We start from the raw sequence: 16662 nt of genomic DNA, 5'->3' as shown, positions 1-16662 counted from the left end.
CCCGACGGTTTATATCCGATCCCGGGACCAGCCCCGCTATGGCGACACTCGACTGGACGTGTGAGACTGTCGACGGCGTGACGCTCGTCGAACTCGTCGTCACCGCCGAGCGGAGCGAGCGGGTCCGAATCGAGAGCAAGCTGAGTCCGGTCTGGCCGCCGCGGCGACAGGGTCGACCCGAAGCCGGGTGGGACGGGGAGCGCTTCGAGGGACGAGTCGAAGCTGACGACCGCCTCGTCGTCGGATTTGCATCCCCGGCGGAGCCGGTCGAGCCACCGGTCGATCTGCAGACAGAGCCGCCGGCAGAAGACGACGACATCGACCCACGGGACGTGATCCGCGCGCTCGGCGACGGAGTACCCCCGCGAGACGCCGTGCCGGCCGGTGATTCTCCGACCCACGACGAGACGGCGGCGGTCTCGACAGTCTCGCCAGCAGACAACGCTGAATCCGCCGGAATTGGACGAAAGGAGGACGAAGCCGGGGATAGACTGGAATCATCTCCAGCCAGCACCGAGGGCGAACCCGGAGCGGAGCCGGAGGCTGGAGCGAACAACGGGAAGAACGCGGTGCCGACGGCGCTCCCGCCGGCAGTCGAGGCCTATTTCGAGGCACTCGACCGGCGGATCACGGCAGCCGAGCAGCTAGCCGATCCGGGAACCGTCGATCAGGCGCGGGAGGCCGTGACTGCCGCAGGCGGGATCGAGGCGGTCGGCGGGCTCGAACGGCAGCTCCGGGCTGACCGCGCTCGGCTCGAACGAGTCGAAACGCGCCAGCAGACACTGGCCAGCCGCCTCGAAGCGGTCGAAATCCCAGTCGAGCGCCTGGACCGGGTGACATGATCCTCGCGGTGACGGCCGGGAAGGGTGGGGTCGGTAAATCGACGGTCGCGTACAATCTGGCGGCCGAACTCGACGCGGTAGCGATCGACTCCGACCTCGGGATGGCCGATCTACCGACGGCGCGCGGTCCCGACCTCCACGACGTGCTCGCCGGTCGCGCCGCGCCGCTGGAAGCGGTTCAGGATCTCGGACCGGTCTCGATGATCCCGTGTGGCCGGTCGCTTGCGGGAGCACGGGCTGCCGAGCCGACGGCGCTGGTCGAAACGGTCGAGGCGGTCGCCAGACGGTATGGGACTGTCGTGATCGATACGCCCGCGGGGATGCGCAGCGATGCCGGACTGCCACTGTTGGCGGCGGAGGCTTGCCTGTTGGTGACTCGACCGACACGACCGGCGATTGCCGACGCCGTGCGGGCCCGCGAACTCGCTCGGGTACTGGAGACGCCGCTGGTGGGAGTCGCGCTCAACAGGGTCGACCCCGAGCGGATCGGCAGCCAGACGGACCGACAGCGCCGGCTTGCAGACACACTCGGTGCGCCGATCCACAAGATCCCCGACTCCGAGACTGTCGCCCGGGCACAGCGAGCAGGCCAGCCGGTGCGGGCACTCGACGAGTCAGCACCGGCAACAGAACAGTTCGCGACGCTCGCCAGCGCAGTCAGGCGCGCGCTCGGCTAGCCCGTGTTTTTCATGCCGGCAGCAATGCCTTTGACGGTGATTCGGAGCGTCTGTTCTTCGAGTGTCGAGCGCTCGTCCTTGCTGAGGAGATGGGTCTGGAGGAGATTGAGCGGGTCGACGTATGGATTCCGGCGGTCGAGGCTCTCTCGGAGCCACTCGCGGTCGATCGGCTCGTCCCGTCTGGTGATCGTCGTGACGAGGTCGACGGCGCGTTCGTGCTCGGCTTCGAGGCGCGGGAAGAACTGCTCGCGCAGGTCGTCGTCGGCCAGGGCAGCGTATTCACGGGCAACATCGAGGTCGGTCCGGCCGATTGCCTGGGCCGCGTTGTCGAGTGTCGTCTGGAAGAACGGCCAGGCGTCGTACATCTCCCGGAGCGTCTCGATATCGCCGCCGTCGTCGAGATAGGCGTCGATACCCGTCGCCAGCGCGTACCAGCCAGGGAGGATACAGCGAGACTGCGTCCAGGAGAACACCCACGGGATTGCTCGGAGATCCTCGACCGAGCGCTCCTCGGATCGAGAGGCCGGCCGGGAGCCGAGGTTGAGGCCTTCGATCACGTCGATTGGCGTCGCCTGCCCGAAGTAGGTGACGAAGCCATCGGTGTTCAGAAGCGAGCGGTACTCCTCGCGGGCGGCGTCAGCCATCGTCTCCATCGCATCGATCCACGCGGGATCAAGGTCCTCCGTCGGGTGTTCGAGGGCGTCTTTCCGGGCGGAGAGTTGGGCGTTGAGCATCTGTTCGAGTTCGCGCTCGCCGATTCGGGGATTGCCGTACTTCTCGGAGATGGCCTCGCCCTGCTCGGTGAACTTCACGTCGCCGGTGATCGTACTCGACGGCAGCGCTTTCAGCGCGTCGTTCATCGGCCCGCCGCCGCGGGAGATGGAGCCACCGCGGCCGTGGAATAATCGGAGCGTCACGTCGAAGTCGTCGGTGATCTCCGCGAGATGGCGCTGGTTCTCGTACAGCGACCAGTTCGCCGCCAGGAAGCCGTTCTCCTTGTTCGAGTCGGAGTAGCCGAGCATGATCTCCTGGGTGTTGCCACGGGCGGCGAGGTTCTGCTCGTAGGCCGCGTTCTCGAACAGTGTGCCCATGATCCGGCGGGCACCCGAAAGTGCTCGTTCGGTCTCCAGCAGCGGGACGATATCCAGCCCACTGTAGTCCGGCAGGTCGACGACGCCGGCCTGATCGGCCAGGAAGAGCACTTCCAGCACGTGACTGGGCTCGTCGGTCATCGAGATGCAGTAGGTGTCGATGGCCTGCTGGCCGTATTCGCGCTGCCACTCGGCCAATCGCTCGAACCGCTCCAGCACGCGGGCAGCGGTGTCGGAGAGGGCCGCCCGCTCGTCGAGTTCGATGACCGGTGTCTCCTGTAAAATTGCCTCGGTCAGCGTCTCGACGCGCTCGTCTTCGTCGAGGTCGGCGTAGGGGATACCCTCGCGGTCCAGGGCTTCGGCGACGGCGGTCGTGTGGTTCTCCTGGTGGTCGCGCAGGTCGAGGCTGGCGAGTGTCAGCCCGAAGGTCTCGACCTGTCGCATCAGTTTCTCGACGTGGGCCTCGGCGATGACCTCGCAGTCGTTTTCGCGCAGACTCTCGGCGATAGTCGCGAGGTCGTCGTAGAACTCCTCGGCGTCGGTGTAGCCGCCGGGGCGAATGTCGCCGACACGGTTGAGCTTTTCGCGCATCACCATCACCTTCTGGCGGTACGGCTCGTCCGGATAGCGCTTGTTCGCCTCCCGGCGGGCCTCCGGGATGGCGTCGTCGACGGCGTCGACCGAGCCGGCAATCTCCTCGCCAACATCGATCCGGTCGCCGTCCTGGCTCAGCACACTAGACATCTCGGCGAGTTGCTCGCGGTAGCGTTCGATGACGACCTCGCGCTGGTGGTCGAGCGTCGCGTCCGTTACTTCCGGCGTCACGTACGGATTGCCGTCCCGGTCGCTTCCTGCCCACGAGCGAAATTCGAGCAGTTTCGGGACCTCGATGTCGGCGTCGACGTGTTCGTCGACGGCGGTTTCGAGTTCGTCGTAGACTTCGGGGACGATATCGAAGATCGTGTTGACCAGATACCACTGAACGTTTCGAGCCTCGTCTTCGGGTTCGGGGCGGCGCTCGCGGACCTGTTCGGTCTGCCACAGGCCAAGCACTTCCGCCTCGATGTCGCGTTCGACCTGGGACTGTTCTTTGTCGGTGAGACGGCGCTCGTCGAGCGTTTCGAGATCGGTCGCAATCGAGCGGAGTTTCGCCTTGATCGTCTTTCGACGTGCTTCGGTCGGATGCGCGGTAAAGGTCGGCTGGATGAGCACGTCGTCGAGAATCTGCTGGGCCGTTTCGGGGTCGGCACCGGCGAGTTCAGCCGCGGCGGTTTCGAGGCTGTCTTCGAGCGTGCCGGCCTGGGATTTCTGTCGGAGGACGCGAATCCGTTCGCGCTCCTCCGACAGGTTGGTTAACTCGAAATACGTCGTGAACGCACGCGCGAGCATTCGCTGGTGGTCAGTGTCGAGTTCCGAAACGGCCGACCGCAACGCCTTGCGGGAGTCACGCTCGCCGGCGCGGTATTCGATCGAACCCGTCCGGAGTTGCTCGACGCGCTCGAAGATTTCCGGAGAGCCGTGCTCGCGGATAATCTCGCCGAGCAGATCACCGAATCCGCGAATGTCCTCCCCGAGTGTCCGCTGATGGAGCCGTGTCTCTGTCCTCTCCTCACTCATTTCGACGTACTATTAACTCGGGATTGAAATAGCTTCCCACATTCAGTAATTCAGACAAAAAATCGTGTGAAATGGTCTCGCCCGCCTGGAAACAGGCAGATGAGCGACTGTCGAGTCGCTTTTGCGGGATCGCTCTCGAAGAGTGACCCGTTGGCTGTCGGAAACGTCGACGTTGTGTTCGGAAAAATTCGGGCGAGGGCTCTCAGTTATCCAGACCGAGATCCGTGCTCATCGAGTTGCCCGGTCGGGGCGTGCCTTTGACGGTGATGGTCTCACCGTTGATGAAGGCGGCGGCGTCGCTGGCGACGAACTGGACGACATCGGCGACATCTTCGGTGTGGCCGATCCGGCGCTGGACCTCGTCGCGGGGAGGCATGTCGCTCTCGTCGATACCGAGTGTTTCGGCGACGCCGGGCGTCTGGATCAGGCCGGGCGCGATGCAGTTGACCGAGATGCCGTATTTGTCCCACTCTGTCGAGAGCGTCTCGGTGAGACGGATGATCGCCGCTTTGGAGGCGGAGTAGTGGCTCTCGTTGGGCGCGGCGTGCTGGCCGTTGACACTGGAGATGTTGATGATGTCGCCGCCGTCGTTCTCGCGCATGTACTCTCCGGCGGCCTGAATGCAGTGACGGCTCCCGTGGAGATTCAGGTCGACGATGGATTTCCAGCCGTTTTCGCTGATGTCCTCGAACGGGGCGACGAACTCGCCGCCGGCGTTGTTGACCAGCAGATCGACGCCGCCGAACTCCTCGACGGTGGCGTCGACGTACTCCTGAACAGCCTCGGCGTCCCGAACGTCACACTCCATGGCGAAAGCCGTGCCGCCGTCTTCCTCGATGCCTTCGGCGACGGGATCAACTCGTTCCTGTGCTCGCGAACAGATCGAGACGTTCGCGCCCGCTTCGGCGAGCGTTTCGGCGACTGTCTTTCCAATACCTTGACTGGCACCTGTGACGATGGCGTTGCGACCATCGAGGCTGAATTTCGACATACTCGCATCTGTCGGGCCTGCTACGTATGTCTATCGGGATCGGTTACCGCTGTTAACTCAGGGAGCCAGTACCTCGTACAGTCGACTCGCGTTTTTCGAGAAGACCTTCCGCATCGCGTCTTCGGGCACGTCGAGGGTCAGAATCTCCATGACGGCGACGTTCGGGTGGACGCCGGGCGCACCGCTGCCGAAGACGACCTGTGAGGGGTGTTCCATCAGCGCGCGTTCGAGCGGGTCTCGCAGGCGGACGAAACTCGTGTCGAGAAAGCAGTTCTCGTAGCGGTCGAGCATATCGATGGCCTCGTCCATCATCTGTTCGTTGGATGGATAGCCCCCGTGATGTGCGATGATCAGCGGGAAGTCGTACTGTAAGAGCGACTCCTCGATGACCGAGGGCGGACAACCCTCGCCGCCGTAGGTGATCACCGGCAGTCCGGCTGATTCCAGTTCGTCGAGAATCTCTTCGTCGGGCATCCCGTCCGCGGCGGGGTCGACGACGAACCCGAAAAAGCGGTCCTCGTAGGCGTACTGCTCGATGTCCGCCGGTGAGGTGTGTGCCTCCGAGCGCGAACTGGCGAGGTTTCGCAGTCGGGAAGTCGCACCCTGGCCCGGTTCGCGTGCGCCGTTGATCCGGGCGAGCGGCCGGAACGGTCGGTTGACCGCCATCCGCGCGGTTGCGTTGTTCGCTTTGACGTAGGATCCATCGCGGATACCGGGAAAGACCAGCGACTGGACGATCCCCGCCTGTTCCATCTCCCGTTCGATCTGTTCGGCGTCGCCCATACCGCGAGGTCGCCGGGTCTCGTCCGGCTCCAGTACCACGTGCGTGTCCACGACACGAAATCCGTGCTCCAACTCCAGCATCTATCCCGGCCAAGGAGTCGGGGGTACTTAACTCCCGGACTGGCTGTTCAACTCTTGATACCGTTACTCCAGGTCGTCGTGCTCCAGTCGCTGCTTGAGCATGTAACCCACACCGCCGAGACCGGTCACGGCCGAGAGAATCCCGAATCCGGGTCCGCCGTCGTCCGAACTCTCCGAGTCGTCTTCGCTCTCCGAATCGGCGTCGTCGTTGCTGTCCGATCCGTCACCGTCAGAATCGTCGCCTCCATCATCAGAACCGTCGTTGTTGTCCATGTTTCCGTCGGACCCGTCGTCGCTTCCGTCGTTTGATCCGTCGTCACTTCCGCCATCAGACCCGTCATCGCTTCCGTTATCAGACCCATCGTCACTTCCATCGTCCGATCCGTCGAGGTTGGGGATGGCGTACGACGTTTCGATTGTGACAAATCGACCGCTCGTCGATACGTCACGATTGGTCGCATCGTCACCAGTACCGACACTGGAGAATGCACTCTGGTCGACAGCGCCGGCACTGGGATGGCTGAACACGGTGACTGCGGACGCGGTTCCGGTCTCGGTATCGTACGAGAACGACTGGGAATATCCTTGTAGCTGGCCGTTTTGGACCGGCGAGTAGTCGATGTTGAACGCCTGGTCCGCCCGGTTGAGTTGGAGTTCCCCGTTTCGGGAGATATACGTCGTGTGGAACTCACCACCGCCAGCACCGGAGAGTTGGCGGGCAACCGCATCGTTCTGTTCGTAGAGCCGAGGCGATTGCCCCTGTGCGGCCGCCTCGATGGTCCCGACAAGGTCGACGGATCGGGCGGAGATCACGTACTCTGAAGACCACGTGATAGCCACTTGCGGGTCAGCCTGGATCCCGCTTACTCTTGGATCGCTACCGACGAAGATGCCGTCGGTATCAGATTCGGTGAAATCGCTCTCCTCAACTGCTGTGGCAATGCCATCGGCATCGTACGATCCGAGGCTGATTTGTGCCCCGAAAGAACCGACTTGGTCTTCTGTACGAGGGAGCGAGATTGCCAAAATCTGATCCGTCGGTGAGTTATCTGGAAGATCCGCTGGGTCCGGTTGACCCTCGCCCTGAGAGAGTGTTGCGCCGGTGATTTGTTGTTCGATATTGAGTTGTCCGTAGAGAGAGAGCGCGGGAGTGGTGCCAAAGATACCAAACGCCTGTGGCTCGAACTGGAATGGTACCGTCGAGTCGTCGTTCTGTTGGTCGTTGTCCCCTGTAGTGGTGAGCAACTCGAAGTACGCTTGCAGGTCAATGCCCGAAAACCGGATTGCCCCGTTGTTGAGAACCAGTCGGTCGTCGTCGGGGACGAAATCTGCGTATCGCGGCACCGACCCCGTCTGTGCCGCTGCGGAACCACTCAGTCCGAGTCCGGCCACCGTCACGGCCGCCGCAGATGTCTGGAGAAATCGGCGGCGTGGCAGTCCATCGGTCTCGGTGTTCGATTTGTCTTCACTCAGCGGCGATTCGCCGTGGGACTCGGTCATACCTGTTTAATTTCGTGAATTAACATATACCGTTTTTGCAATGTATCGCTGTGCGAAACGGTACTAGCCCGCGGCTGCCGGACAGTTATCCTGCGAAAACGGTCGGCAGTCGCGAACTGGTATAAATTCCCACGCACCGATGCGCTGGCTGTCCGGCGGCCGACCGGGGACGGACGATCCTGCCCCCGAACCCGGGGATCTGTGATCACGGCCGAAGACAGCGCGGCAAGGAAAGCAAACATTTATATAGAACCGCAAACGACGTTTCAAGTGAGGTAATTACCAATGTCACAGTCTGGCCAGCGACGCATGGGTGGACAGCCTATGTTTATTCTCAGTGAGGATACAGAGCGTACGCGGGGTGACGACGCCCAGTCGTCGAATATTTCCGCCGGAAAGGCAGTTAGCGAATCGGTACGGACCACACTCGGTCCACGCGGCATGGACAAGATGCTCGTCTCCGACGACGGGGATGTCGTCATCACCAACGACGGTGCGACCATCCTCGACGAGATGGACATCGAGCATCCCGCCGCACAGATGCTCGTCGAAGTCGCCGAAACCCAGGAGGAAGAGGTCGGTGACGGCACAACGACGGCATCCATTCTCGCGGGTGAACTCCTCTCGCAGGCCGAGAGTCTGCTCGAAGAGGACGTCCACCCGACGACCATCGTCGAGGGCTACCACGAGGCAGCCCAGATCGCAGAATCGACCATCGACGATGCCGTCATCGCGACGGAACCGGACGACGATCAGCTTCTGCAGGTCGCCAAATCGAGCATGACCGGGAAGGGGACCGGTGACCTCGCGGCGGAAGATCTCGCCCGAACGGTCGTCGACGCAGTCGGTCAGGTCAGCACCGAGGGCGGTGTCGACCGCTCGTCGATCACCGTCCACACGCAGGTCGGCGCGACTTCCAGTGCGACCGAACTCGTCGAGGGGGTCATCATCGACGAGGAGCGACTGAGCGAAGAGATGCCTGCCTCGGTGCAGGACGCCCAGATCGCCGTCGTCGAGGACGACCTCGAAATCAAGGAAGCCAACGTCGACGCCGAGTACCAGGTCTCGAACGTCGATCAGCTGAACGCCGCAATCGAGGCCGAAACCGGCCAACTTCAGCAGTACGCCGAGACGCTCGCCGAGACGAACGCGGACGTCGTCTTCGTCGACGGCGACATCGACGACCGGCTCACCGCCGACCTCGTCGGCCACGATCTGCTCGTCTTCGAGGATGTCGACGGCGACGATATCGAATCGATCCGCGCAGCGACCGGCGCCAGCCGCGTCGGCTCCGTCGACGCCATCGAGGACGAAGACCTCGGCAGCGCCGAGAACGTCAGCGTCGAGAAGTACGGTGACGACGAGATGGTCTTCATCGAGGGCGGCGCAGCCAGCAAGGCCGTCACGGTCTTCGCCCGCGGTTCGACCGACCACGTCGTCGACGAACTCGAACGCAGCCTGAAGGACGCACTCGATGTCGTCACCGCTGCACTGGATGCCGGCGGTGTCGTCGCCGGTGCGGGTGCCATCGAGATCGACATCGCCGACCAGATCCGCGATCAGGCGGCCGGCATCGAGGGCCGCAAACAGCTCGCCGTCGAGGCCTACGCCGACGCCATCGACGTGCTCCCGCGCACGCTCGCGGAGAACACGGGCATGGATCCGATCGACGCGCTCGTCGATCTGCGCGCCGAACACGACACCGGCGCGACCGCCGGCCTCATCAGCGAGGGCCAGACCGGGATCATCGCCGACCCCATCGAACACGGCGTGCTCGACCCCGCCGCTGTCAAACACGAGGCCATCGAGAGCGCGACCGAGGCATCGACGATGATCGTCCGCATCGACGACGTCATCGCCTCGAACTGATCGGTCGTCTGCTGAACTTCACTTTTTATCGCCGAAGTAGTCCAACCACGAGTGCAGTTGCACTGAGGACCGCGACCGCCGCGGCCGCGCCGAACACACCTCGAATGCCGAACAGCGGAATGACAGGACTGAACAGCACCGGGGAGAGAAACTGGCCGGTGTAGCCTGCCGAAGCGAGATACGAACTGAGCTGTCCCTGTTTGTCCGCCGGCGCGAGCGCTTCGATCCACGAGAAGGCAGAGGGGAAGACCAGCCCGAGGCCCAACCCGAACGCGAGGACACCAGGGATCGCCAGCAGCGCCGAGGTGGCGACGGCCGCACTGGCGAAGCCGACGATCCACAGCAGGAAGGCAATTCCGACGAGTCGGTGCCGCGTCGTCCGGTCGAGCAATCGGTCGTACAGGGCAGCGGAGATACCACCGGCCAGCCCGTTCGCGGAGAGATAGAGACTGATTCCGACAGAGGAGGTGACGCCGAGGCCGTTCAGCAGTTGCGGGTAGAAGACGACGATACTGTAGAGGAGGGCGTTCGTCCCGAAGTACAGCAGATACACCGAGAGGATGGCCGGTCGTGCTCGGAAGACTGCGAGGATCCCCGCGAGTCCGTCGGCGGAATCGGTGTCGCCGCTGTTTTGCGCGGGTTCGGGAATCGTGAAAACCGAGAGCAGGCCGAGGGGGACGGCGAGCAGGTAGACACCGAAGGGAGCCTGCCACGTGAGCGCGCCGAGGACACCACCGAGAAGCGGCCAGACGACCGCGCCGAGGCTGTTGGCGCTGGAGCGCAGGCCGAGCGTCCGGTCCATCCGCTGGCCCTCGTAGATCGTGTAGATGAGCACCGTCAGCCCCGTATAAATGAAAGCCACGCCGACGCCGAGAACCGCCCGAGAGAGAAGCAGCGGGAGAAAGGAATCGATGACCAGTCCCGCACCGCCGCCGACCCCGTACAACAGCAGGCCGAAGATGTAGGGGCGGCGCGGGCCGATTCGGTCGATGATTGCCCCCGCAATCGGGCTGACGAGGACGATCAGTGCGCCGTGAGTGGTGATGATCAGACCAGCCAGCGACCCGGAGACGCCAAGGTTCGACTGAATCGACGGGACGACCGGGCCGAGAATCGCGCCGGCCATCACCGTGAGCGTCGCCGATGCGAGCAACACCCACAGCGTCGCGCGCGTCTCTCCCGACGGACCCATTGGCTCGCGTTCGGGCGAGGACGGTCAACACGGTTGCGGTTCTCGGCCGACGATCAGTCTTCGACGTGCTGGCCCCAGAAGCCGTCGTGTTTCGTCACGACGAGGTCGCCCTCGACAGTCGTTTGACAGGAGAGTCGCAGGCCGCTGTCGGAGTCGTGCGGCGGAACGGAGAGTCGAGTTTTCTCGATAGCCGTCGGCTCGCTCACGTCGCCGTCGATCTCGACCGCGCAGGTACCACAACTGCCGAGGCCGTGACAGTTCAAGTACTTCGAACGGCCGTTGTACACCGGTAGATCTGCCTCGCGCAGCACCTCACGCAGGTTCGCACCCGCCTCGCACTCGATTTCTCGGTCCTCGAACATTATCGTCGGCATACCCTCTGTAGGGGGAGCGTGGCTTTCGGCGTTTCGCCGGTCACTCCGCCCAGATCGAGGCCGCTCGACGGATTCGAGCGGCCAGCAGGACGGCGACGAGCAGATAGATCACGACTGCGGCAGGGACCAGCGAGGAATCGATTGCCAACAGCGCCGCGAGCAATGAGCCACCGAGAAACAGGAATAGAAGTGTCACAATCGCGACTCTATCGGCGTCCATTACTGAGGAAAGAATCGCCCGTGGAAGCCAAAGGGGTTGTGATGCGGGACCGGCGCACGAGCCAGTTCGTCGAGTGTGCCCGCGTCGAGCACCAGCAACACGGACTGTTCGGCGTCGACATCCAGCGCCGGCGCGAGGACGACACCGTCGTCGGCCGCCTCACCGTCTGGCCGGGGGACCATCCACGGCTCCTCGATGTACAGATCTCGCTGCCAGAACTCCGCCGCCGTCTCGCGTTCGGTATCGACCTTCACTAGTCCGTTCGCGCCCTCGCGGTCGGTCGCCTGTCCGTAGGCGTAGCGATACTCGCGGGTCTGGCGGTCGGCCCGGACCGTCGGGAGTTCGATCCCGCCGTCGTAGAGCCGTCGCCGCGAGATATTGCCGTCGGAGCCGATGCGAAACCGGACGAGTCGACCCGGCGGCGCAGCGTCGAACCCCTCCTCGGCGAGCGTCTCCAGCGAGAGCGCATCGACGATTGTCGCGTCCTCGAAGGCCGCCAGATCGAGGACGATCTCGTCGCCGTCGTCGTAGGCGTTGATCACGTGGAAGGTGAAAAACGGATCGACAGTCCGGTCGACGACGGTCTCACCACTCGCCCGGTCGATGACGACGAAGCGAGTATCGAGATCCTCCTTCCAGTCGAGCAACTCGAAAAAGCCCTCCGTGAACGGCGACAGCGCCCGGAGAATGTCGATCCGGAGCGGCGTCTCGACGAGGACGAGTCGGTCTTCGGTGACACCGATACTGTGGATGTATGCGGGTGAGTCGGTCGGGATCGAGGTGATCTCCTCGCGTCGACGGCTGTCGGGCGGAATCTCGAAGAAAACGTACTCGTGGGTGCGACCGAAGGAGAGGCCGTGGCCGACGTGGCCGCCTGTCGGGTCGGCGACCAGATGGGCCGTGATCATGTCCATATCGAGAGAATCGTCGAAGGCAAAGGGGCCGCTGGTGTCGAGGTCGTCGTCGAACCCGACCCAGCGCGGCACCTCCGTCTGGGCGACGTACTCGCCGTCGAGACGGGCGACGTGGACGTTGGCGTTGTCGGTCGGTTCCGGCGGGCCAAGGCGTTTGAGCCAGCCGAGGACTTTGCCGATGCCGCTCTTGTCGGTGGCGAACTGGCCAGTCGGGCGGCCAGCCATCGCGTCGTCGTAGGCACCGGTGCGGAGGAACCGATTCGAGTACGTGACGCCCCCCTCGTCGAACTCGTATTTGCGGATCATCGCGAGGCCGTCGAACCAGTGTCGAAGGCGGGTGCCGTTGCCGTCGAACTTGCCCGGACCGTTGCGGAGGAGTGTTCCCGAGAGCCACGCCGGAATCTCTCCCTCGACCGGAAGGTCGTGATCGCTGAGTTCGGTATCGAGCGACTGAAAACCGGGCATAAAGGCGCTATCTGACACGGAACAGGGTACGGCTGGGAGCCGCATAATACCCGCGGCGATTGGGATGGGAGAATCCGGTCTCTTTTTTGTCGTTCCGGGAGAGGATCACGTATGGAGATTCTCGTCACCGGCGGAGCAGGATTCATCGGCGGCCACCTGGCCGAGCAGTTCGTCGCGGACGGCCACGACGTGCGCGTCCTCGACAACCTCGATCCCTTCTACGATCTCGGGATCAAAGAGCACACGATCGAGCGCTGTCAGGAACTCGCAGCAGACGGCGAGGGTTCCTACGAGTTCATCGACGGAGACGTTCGCGAGGAGGCGACGGTAAGCGAGGTCGTCTCCGGTGTCGACATGATCTATCACCAGGCGGCCCAGGCCGGCGTCCGCCCGAGTGTCGAAGACCCACGGAAGTACAACGAGGTCAACGTCGACGGGACGCTCAACATCCTCGACGCCGCGCGTGCGGAGGATGTCGAACGGGTCGTCTACGCCTCCTCCTCGTCGGTCTACGGCAAGCCGAAGTACCTACCGTACGACGAAGAACATCCGACGACACCGGTCAGCCCCTACGGCGCGTCGAAACTGGCCGGCGAACGGTACGTCTGTGCGTACAACGAGGTCTACGACATCAACACCGTCGCCCTGCGGTATTTCACCGTCTACGGCCCGCGAATGCGACCGAACATGGCCATCTCGAATTTCGTCTCGCGCTGTCTCAACGGCAAATCACCCGTCATCTACGGCGACGGCACCCAGACACGGGATTTCACGTTCATCGAAGACGTTGTGACCGCGAACAAGACGCTGCTGCACAGTGACGCCGCCGACGGGGAGGCGCTCAACATCGGCAGCACGGACAACATCGAGATCCGCGTGCTGGCCGAGGAGATCCGCGATCTGCTCGCGCCCGAGTTGGACCTGGAGTACGCCGAACGCCACGACGCCGACGCCGAACACACCCACGCTGGCACCGAGAAGGCCGCCGAACTGTTGGATTACGAGCCGACCCACACCATCCGCGAGGGCGTCGAGGAGTTCGTCGAGTGGTATCGGGCGAACCGGGAGTGGTACGAACCGCTGGTGCTGTCTTCCTGATGGATGTCCAGTTTCTGGGCGGTGCCGGCGAAGTGGGCCGGAGCGCACTGCTCGTCAACGACTCGTTGCTACTGGACTACGGTATCAAGACCGACACCCCGCCGCAGTATCCGGTCGGGGATGTCGACCCGGAAGCGGTGATCGTCAGCCACGGTCACCTCGACCACGCGGGCGCGGTGCCGGCGCTGCTGACTGGCTCGAAGCGCCCGCCGGTCCACTGGACCCCACCGACGCGGGCGCTGGCCCTCCGACTCGCCGAGGACACACTGAAACTGCACGGCAACACGCCGCAGTGTCCGTTCACCGAGACCCACGTCCGCCGACTCACGCAGGTCTCGGAGACGCACGGCTACCGCGAGTCCTTCGAGGCGGCGGGCCACGAGATCACCTTCTTCAACGCCGGCCACATCCCCGGCAGCGCGCACGTCCTTATCGATGACAGCGAGACGCGACTGCTCTACACGGGCGATTTCCACACCGAAGACCAACGGCTCGTATCGAGGACGACCGCCCGCGCCGATGTCGATGCTGTCATCACCGAGAGTACGTATCACGACGTGACTCACTCGAATCGGGAGCGCCTCGAAGAACAGTTCGTCGAGAGCATCCAGACGACGGTCTGGCAGGGCGGCACCGTCGTCGTGCCAGTTTTTGCCATCGGCCGGGCACAGGAGATCCTGCTGATCTGTGCGCGAAACGATATCGACTGCTATCTCGACGGAATGGCCAAAGACATCACCCGGACGCTGCGGCAGTATCCCGACTACGTCCGCGATCCGGACGCGCTCCGTCGGGCCGTCTCGAACGCCCGCTTCGTGACCGGCAAAGACGGCCAGCGCGCCCGCCTCACCGAGAAGAACACGGTAATCCTGACGACGGCGGGGATGCTCGGTGGCGGGCCAGCAGTCTCGTACATTCCGCGGATCCGCCAGCATCCGACGAACAAGATCGCGCTGACCGGCTATCAGGTCGAGGGGACGCCCGGCCGGGAGTTGGTCGAGACTGGTCGCGCGGAGTTCGACGGTCGCGTGCTGCCGGTCAGCGCGCAGGTTGAGCAGTACGACTTCTCCGCACACGCGGACCGCGAGGGCCTTCGTGCGTTTCTGGACGACTATCGGGAGACGCCGATCATCGTCAACCACGGCGACGACTGTGCGGGCTACGCCGACCGCCTCGCTGCCGATGGCTTCGAGACCACCGCTCCCGAACTCGGCGAGGGAATCTCACTGTAGGCCAAAACAAACATTGCGGCAATTTCTGCGGGAGAAGCCAGCGATTGCCGACGAACAACGCGCTTTACCGAGCAGATCCGGACAAATGAGAACAGATCCAGGGTAAAGCCTACAATCTCAAAAACCGGAGAGATTTTCAGTGGGCCTCCGCAAGTATGAAACGTATGGGTTTTGGAAGCTACGATGAATCCGAGCAGGAGGACCGCGATACAGAAGACCTCGACGACAACGAAGGGGTCTCCGTCCATGAACACACCCACGAGGGCGAGGTGTCCTTCGAGTCCGACGCCTCTCAGGACGAACTGCTGGACAAACTCGGCGAGATCAAAGACGACGCGGAAGACGACGACTAATACGGCCAGTTCGGGTCTCGCGGTTCACCGTCCGGCTCGCGCGTGTCCTCGATGACCCCCTCGCTTGCGGCTCCGAATTCCTCGAAATTCTTCCGCGCCCGCTGTAGTGACACGTGATTCGTATCACTGACGTACTCTTCGTCGGAGAACTGGATCGGGTCGTCCATCCAGTGACAGACCGGACAGACCTCGTAGGAACCTGGCTGTGACTCGGTGAGCGTGAGATAGCCACAACACGGACAGTAGCCGAGTTCGCGCGCCGCCGGATTTCCCGGCTGTTCCGACATATCAGCAGGTATGTCACCACGCCACAAATACGTACGGGACCGTTTGGACCCGAGTCGATTCAGTACGTGTCGATGTCGGTCCCGACAGAACAGACGTACTCGCCGGTCGCAACCTGCGGCAGCCGGCGAGTTCGCCAGAATATCCCGTTCGAGTCCGCCGAAACGGTCGCTTTCTGGTCACCAAAGACATCGGTTACCTCGAATAGCGGCTGGTTGCGCGTCACGCGGTCGCCCAGTTCGACCTTGAAATCGACAAGACCGCCAGTGGGTGCACCGTACTGCTCGAACCCGCTGGCGCGGGTCTGTGATTCAGTGCGAACGTGGTCGGACAGAAAGTCGTAGTATTTGAGCACGTTGAAGACGCCCTCGACGCCCTTTTCGACGCTCTGTTCGTCGAGTCCGACCGAGCCGCCGAGTTCCGGATCGACCGTCGGAACCCCGTCGTCGGGGGCCGCGCGGGCGAGTTGGCCCTCCGGCCCTTTCTGATCGAGGACGTGGCCACAGCCGAACACCTTCGCGAGTTCGAGACACTCTTTGTGGAGACGGTGGCGGCGGCCACACCGTACGCGGACCTCGTTGATCATCCGCGAGGTCGAACCCTGATGCAGGTCGAGCACGAGGTCGGCACGGCTCGCGGCGTCGAACGTGGCGGCAGCGATTCGTTCGGTCGAGGTGCCGTTTTCGTTGCCGGGGTAGGTCCGGTTGAGTTTCGTGTCGTCGATCGGATTGCGGTGTTCGTTGTGCTGGAAGGCAAAGTAGTTGGCAATCCCGACGGCCAGAATGGTCCCCGAGAGGTCGTCAGGATCGATCTGTGGAAATACACGCCGGACGACGCCGACACCGTTGAGTTCGTCACCGTCGCTGGCAGCCTGCAGATAGAGCGTCTTTCCCTCGCGCGCACCGTTGATGACGGCAACCGGCAACGCGACCTCACTGCCGTCGGGCCCCTCGCCGACGGGCAATCTGCCGGTATCTACCTCACCCGGGTCGGCACGCGCCGTGCCTAAACTCGTCATTACTGGTAATCGACGGTCCCACGGTCTTTAGCCGTTCGGTCTCCGGCGCAGATGGCGCCA

At 63.4% G+C, this 16662-nt stretch carries 16 protein-coding genes; 6 read left to right on the top strand and 10 right to left on the bottom strand.

The features are described 5' to 3' along the window. Nucleotides 1-38: 38 nt before the first annotated feature. Together V8P86_RS08040 and V8P86_RS08035 are read left to right on the top strand one after the other, a co-directional pair. On the top strand, nt 39-842 hold the full coding sequence (locus V8P86_RS08040; RefSeq protein ID WP_336326735.1) for a DUF7857 domain-containing protein: 804 nt from the start codon (nt 39-41) through the stop codon (nt 840-842). Further along, nucleotides 839-1519, top strand: coding sequence for a P-loop NTPase (locus V8P86_RS08035; RefSeq protein ID WP_336326734.1), 681 nt, complete (start codon nt 839-841; stop codon nt 1517-1519). Before V8P86_RS08040 ends, V8P86_RS08035 begins: the two co-directional genes overlap by 4 nt. On the opposite strand, the gene ppc is transcribed toward V8P86_RS08035, so the two are convergent. The 4 genes from ppc to V8P86_RS08015 form a co-directional block, all read right to left on the bottom strand. Further along, nucleotides 1516-4227 carry a phosphoenolpyruvate carboxylase gene (ppc, locus tag V8P86_RS08030; RefSeq protein WP_336326733.1) on the bottom strand — a complete coding sequence of 904 codons (2712 nt, stop codon included), beginning with the start codon at nt 4225-4227 and terminating at the stop codon, nt 1516-1518. The genes V8P86_RS08035 and ppc overlap by 4 nt on opposite strands. A 202-nt stretch (nt 4228-4429) precedes the next feature. Beyond that, nucleotides 4430-5218, bottom strand: coding sequence for an SDR family NAD(P)-dependent oxidoreductase (locus tag V8P86_RS08025; protein ID WP_336326732.1), 789 nt, complete (start codon nt 5216-5218; stop codon nt 4430-4432). A gap of 57 nt (nt 5219-5275) precedes the next feature. Next, nucleotides 5276-6082: an amidohydrolase family protein gene (locus V8P86_RS08020; protein ID WP_336326731.1), complete on the bottom strand. Its 807-nt coding sequence runs from the start codon at nt 6080-6082 to the stop codon at nt 5276-5278. Between the two features lie 63 nt (nt 6083-6145). Then, on the bottom strand, nt 6146-7582 hold the full coding sequence (locus V8P86_RS08015; protein WP_336326730.1) for a hypothetical protein: 1437 nt from the start codon (nt 7580-7582) through the stop codon (nt 6146-6148). 324 nt (nt 7583-7906) lie between these two features. Here V8P86_RS08015 and thsA point away from each other — a divergent pair, with 324 nt between their 5' ends. Continuing rightward, the gene (thsA, locus tag V8P86_RS08010) at nt 7907-9451 is read left to right on the top strand and encodes a thermosome subunit alpha (protein ID WP_336326729.1); all 1545 of its coding nucleotides are present in this window, start codon (nt 7907-7909) and stop codon (nt 9449-9451) included. A gap of 25 nt (nt 9452-9476) precedes the next feature. Here thsA and V8P86_RS08005 read toward each other — a convergent pair whose 3' ends face one another. The 4 genes from V8P86_RS08005 to V8P86_RS07990 are packed head-to-tail and all read right to left on the bottom strand — an operon-like array spanning nt 9477 to nt 12634. Further along, nucleotides 9477-10643, bottom strand: a complete 1167-nt coding sequence (locus V8P86_RS08005; protein ID WP_336326728.1) for an MFS transporter — start codon at nt 10641-10643, stop codon at nt 9477-9479. A gap of 53 nt (nt 10644-10696) precedes the next feature. Then, the gene (locus tag V8P86_RS08000) at nt 10697-11017 is read right to left on the bottom strand and encodes a 2Fe-2S iron-sulfur cluster-binding protein (RefSeq protein ID WP_336326727.1); all 321 of its coding nucleotides are present in this window, start codon (nt 11015-11017) and stop codon (nt 10697-10699) included. Nucleotides 11018-11057: 40 nt separating this feature from the next. Continuing rightward, complete coding sequence (locus V8P86_RS07995) at nt 11058-11237, bottom strand: hypothetical protein (protein ID WP_336326726.1); 180 nt, start codon at nt 11235-11237, stop codon at nt 11058-11060. Further along, nucleotides 11237-12634, bottom strand: a complete 1398-nt coding sequence (locus tag V8P86_RS07990) for a carotenoid oxygenase family protein (RefSeq protein ID WP_336326725.1) — start codon at nt 12632-12634, stop codon at nt 11237-11239. Before V8P86_RS07990 ends, V8P86_RS07995 begins: the two co-directional genes overlap by 1 nt. 93 nt (nt 12635-12727) lie before the next feature. Between V8P86_RS07990 and V8P86_RS07985 the strand changes: the two genes are divergently transcribed. The 3 genes from V8P86_RS07985 to V8P86_RS07975 all read left to right on the top strand — a co-directional run bounded on the left by V8P86_RS07985 (nt 12728) and on the right by V8P86_RS07975 (nt 15299). Further along, nucleotides 12728-13714 carry an SDR family oxidoreductase gene (locus V8P86_RS07985; RefSeq protein WP_336326724.1) on the top strand — a complete coding sequence of 329 codons (987 nt, stop codon included), beginning with the start codon at nt 12728-12730 and terminating at the stop codon, nt 13712-13714. Beyond that, on the top strand, nt 13714-14946 hold the full coding sequence (locus V8P86_RS07980) for an MBL fold metallo-hydrolase (RefSeq protein ID WP_336326865.1): 1233 nt from the start codon (nt 13714-13716) through the stop codon (nt 14944-14946). Before V8P86_RS07985 ends, V8P86_RS07980 begins: the two co-directional genes overlap by 1 nt. Nucleotides 14947-15110: 164 nt before the next feature. Next, complete coding sequence (locus tag V8P86_RS07975; protein ID WP_336326723.1) at nt 15111-15299, top strand: DUF5786 family protein; 189 nt, start codon at nt 15111-15113, stop codon at nt 15297-15299. On the opposite strand, the gene V8P86_RS07970 is transcribed toward V8P86_RS07975, so the two are convergent. Together V8P86_RS07970 and V8P86_RS07965 are read right to left on the bottom strand one after the other, a co-directional pair. After that, a complete protein-coding gene (locus V8P86_RS07970; RefSeq protein ID WP_336326722.1) occupies nt 15296-15586 on the bottom strand; it encodes a CPCC family cysteine-rich protein in 291 nt (96 codons plus the stop codon). The two genes, V8P86_RS07975 and V8P86_RS07970, sit on opposite strands and share 4 nt — an antisense overlap. Before the next feature lie 59 nt (nt 15587-15645). Then, a complete protein-coding gene (locus tag V8P86_RS07965; protein ID WP_336326721.1) occupies nt 15646-16602 on the bottom strand; it encodes a succinylglutamate desuccinylase/aspartoacylase family protein in 957 nt (318 codons plus the stop codon). Nucleotides 16603-16662 lie beyond the last annotated feature (60 nt).

It is taken from the genome of Halovenus anhuiensis, from assembly GCF_037080055.1.
Classification (GTDB): domain Archaea; phylum Halobacteriota; class Halobacteria; order Halobacteriales; family Haloarculaceae; genus Halovenus.
The sequence above is the reverse complement of the archived record's forward strand: the minus strand, read 5'-3'. Positions and strand labels throughout refer to the sequence as shown.

What these genes read in the sequence shown, in the direction of transcription:
- V8P86_RS08040 (WP_336326735.1), top strand. Translation starts at nt 39, where the DNA reads ATGGCGACACTCGACTGGACGTGTGAGACTGTCGACGGCGTGACGCTC.
- V8P86_RS08035 (WP_336326734.1), top strand. Translation starts at nt 839, where the DNA reads ATGATCCTCGCGGTGACGGCCGGGAAGGGTGGGGTCGGTAAATCGACG.
- ppc (WP_336326733.1), bottom strand. Translation starts at nt 4,227, where the DNA reads ATGAGTGAGGAGAGGACAGAGACACGGCTCCATCAGCGGACACTCGGG.
- V8P86_RS08025 (WP_336326732.1), bottom strand. Translation starts at nt 5,218, where the DNA reads ATGTCGAAATTCAGCCTCGATGGTCGCAACGCCATCGTCACAGGTGCC.
- V8P86_RS08020 (WP_336326731.1), bottom strand. Translation starts at nt 6,082, where the DNA reads ATGCTGGAGTTGGAGCACGGATTTCGTGTCGTGGACACGCACGTGGTA.
- V8P86_RS08015 (WP_336326730.1), bottom strand. Translation starts at nt 7,582, where the DNA reads ATGACCGAGTCCCACGGCGAATCGCCGCTGAGTGAAGACAAATCGAAC.
- thsA (WP_336326729.1), top strand. Translation starts at nt 7,907, where the DNA reads ATGTTTATTCTCAGTGAGGATACAGAGCGTACGCGGGGTGACGACGCC.
- V8P86_RS08005 (WP_336326728.1), bottom strand. Translation starts at nt 10,643, where the DNA reads ATGGGTCCGTCGGGAGAGACGCGCGCGACGCTGTGGGTGTTGCTCGCA.
- V8P86_RS08000 (WP_336326727.1), bottom strand. Translation starts at nt 11,017, where the DNA reads ATGCCGACGATAATGTTCGAGGACCGAGAAATCGAGTGCGAGGCGGGT.
- V8P86_RS07995 (WP_336326726.1), bottom strand. Translation starts at nt 11,237, where the DNA reads ATGGACGCCGATAGAGTCGCGATTGTGACACTTCTATTCCTGTTTCTC.
- V8P86_RS07985 (WP_336326724.1), top strand. Translation starts at nt 12,728, where the DNA reads ATGGAGATTCTCGTCACCGGCGGAGCAGGATTCATCGGCGGCCACCTG.
- V8P86_RS07980 (WP_336326865.1), top strand. Translation starts at nt 13,714, where the DNA reads ATGGATGTCCAGTTTCTGGGCGGTGCCGGCGAAGTGGGCCGGAGCGCA.
- V8P86_RS07975 (WP_336326723.1), top strand. Translation starts at nt 15,111, where the DNA reads ATGGGTTTTGGAAGCTACGATGAATCCGAGCAGGAGGACCGCGATACA.
- V8P86_RS07970 (WP_336326722.1), bottom strand. Translation starts at nt 15,586, where the DNA reads ATGTCGGAACAGCCGGGAAATCCGGCGGCGCGCGAACTCGGCTACTGT.
- V8P86_RS07965 (WP_336326721.1), bottom strand. Translation starts at nt 16,602, where the DNA reads ATGACGAGTTTAGGCACGGCGCGTGCCGACCCGGGTGAGGTAGATACC.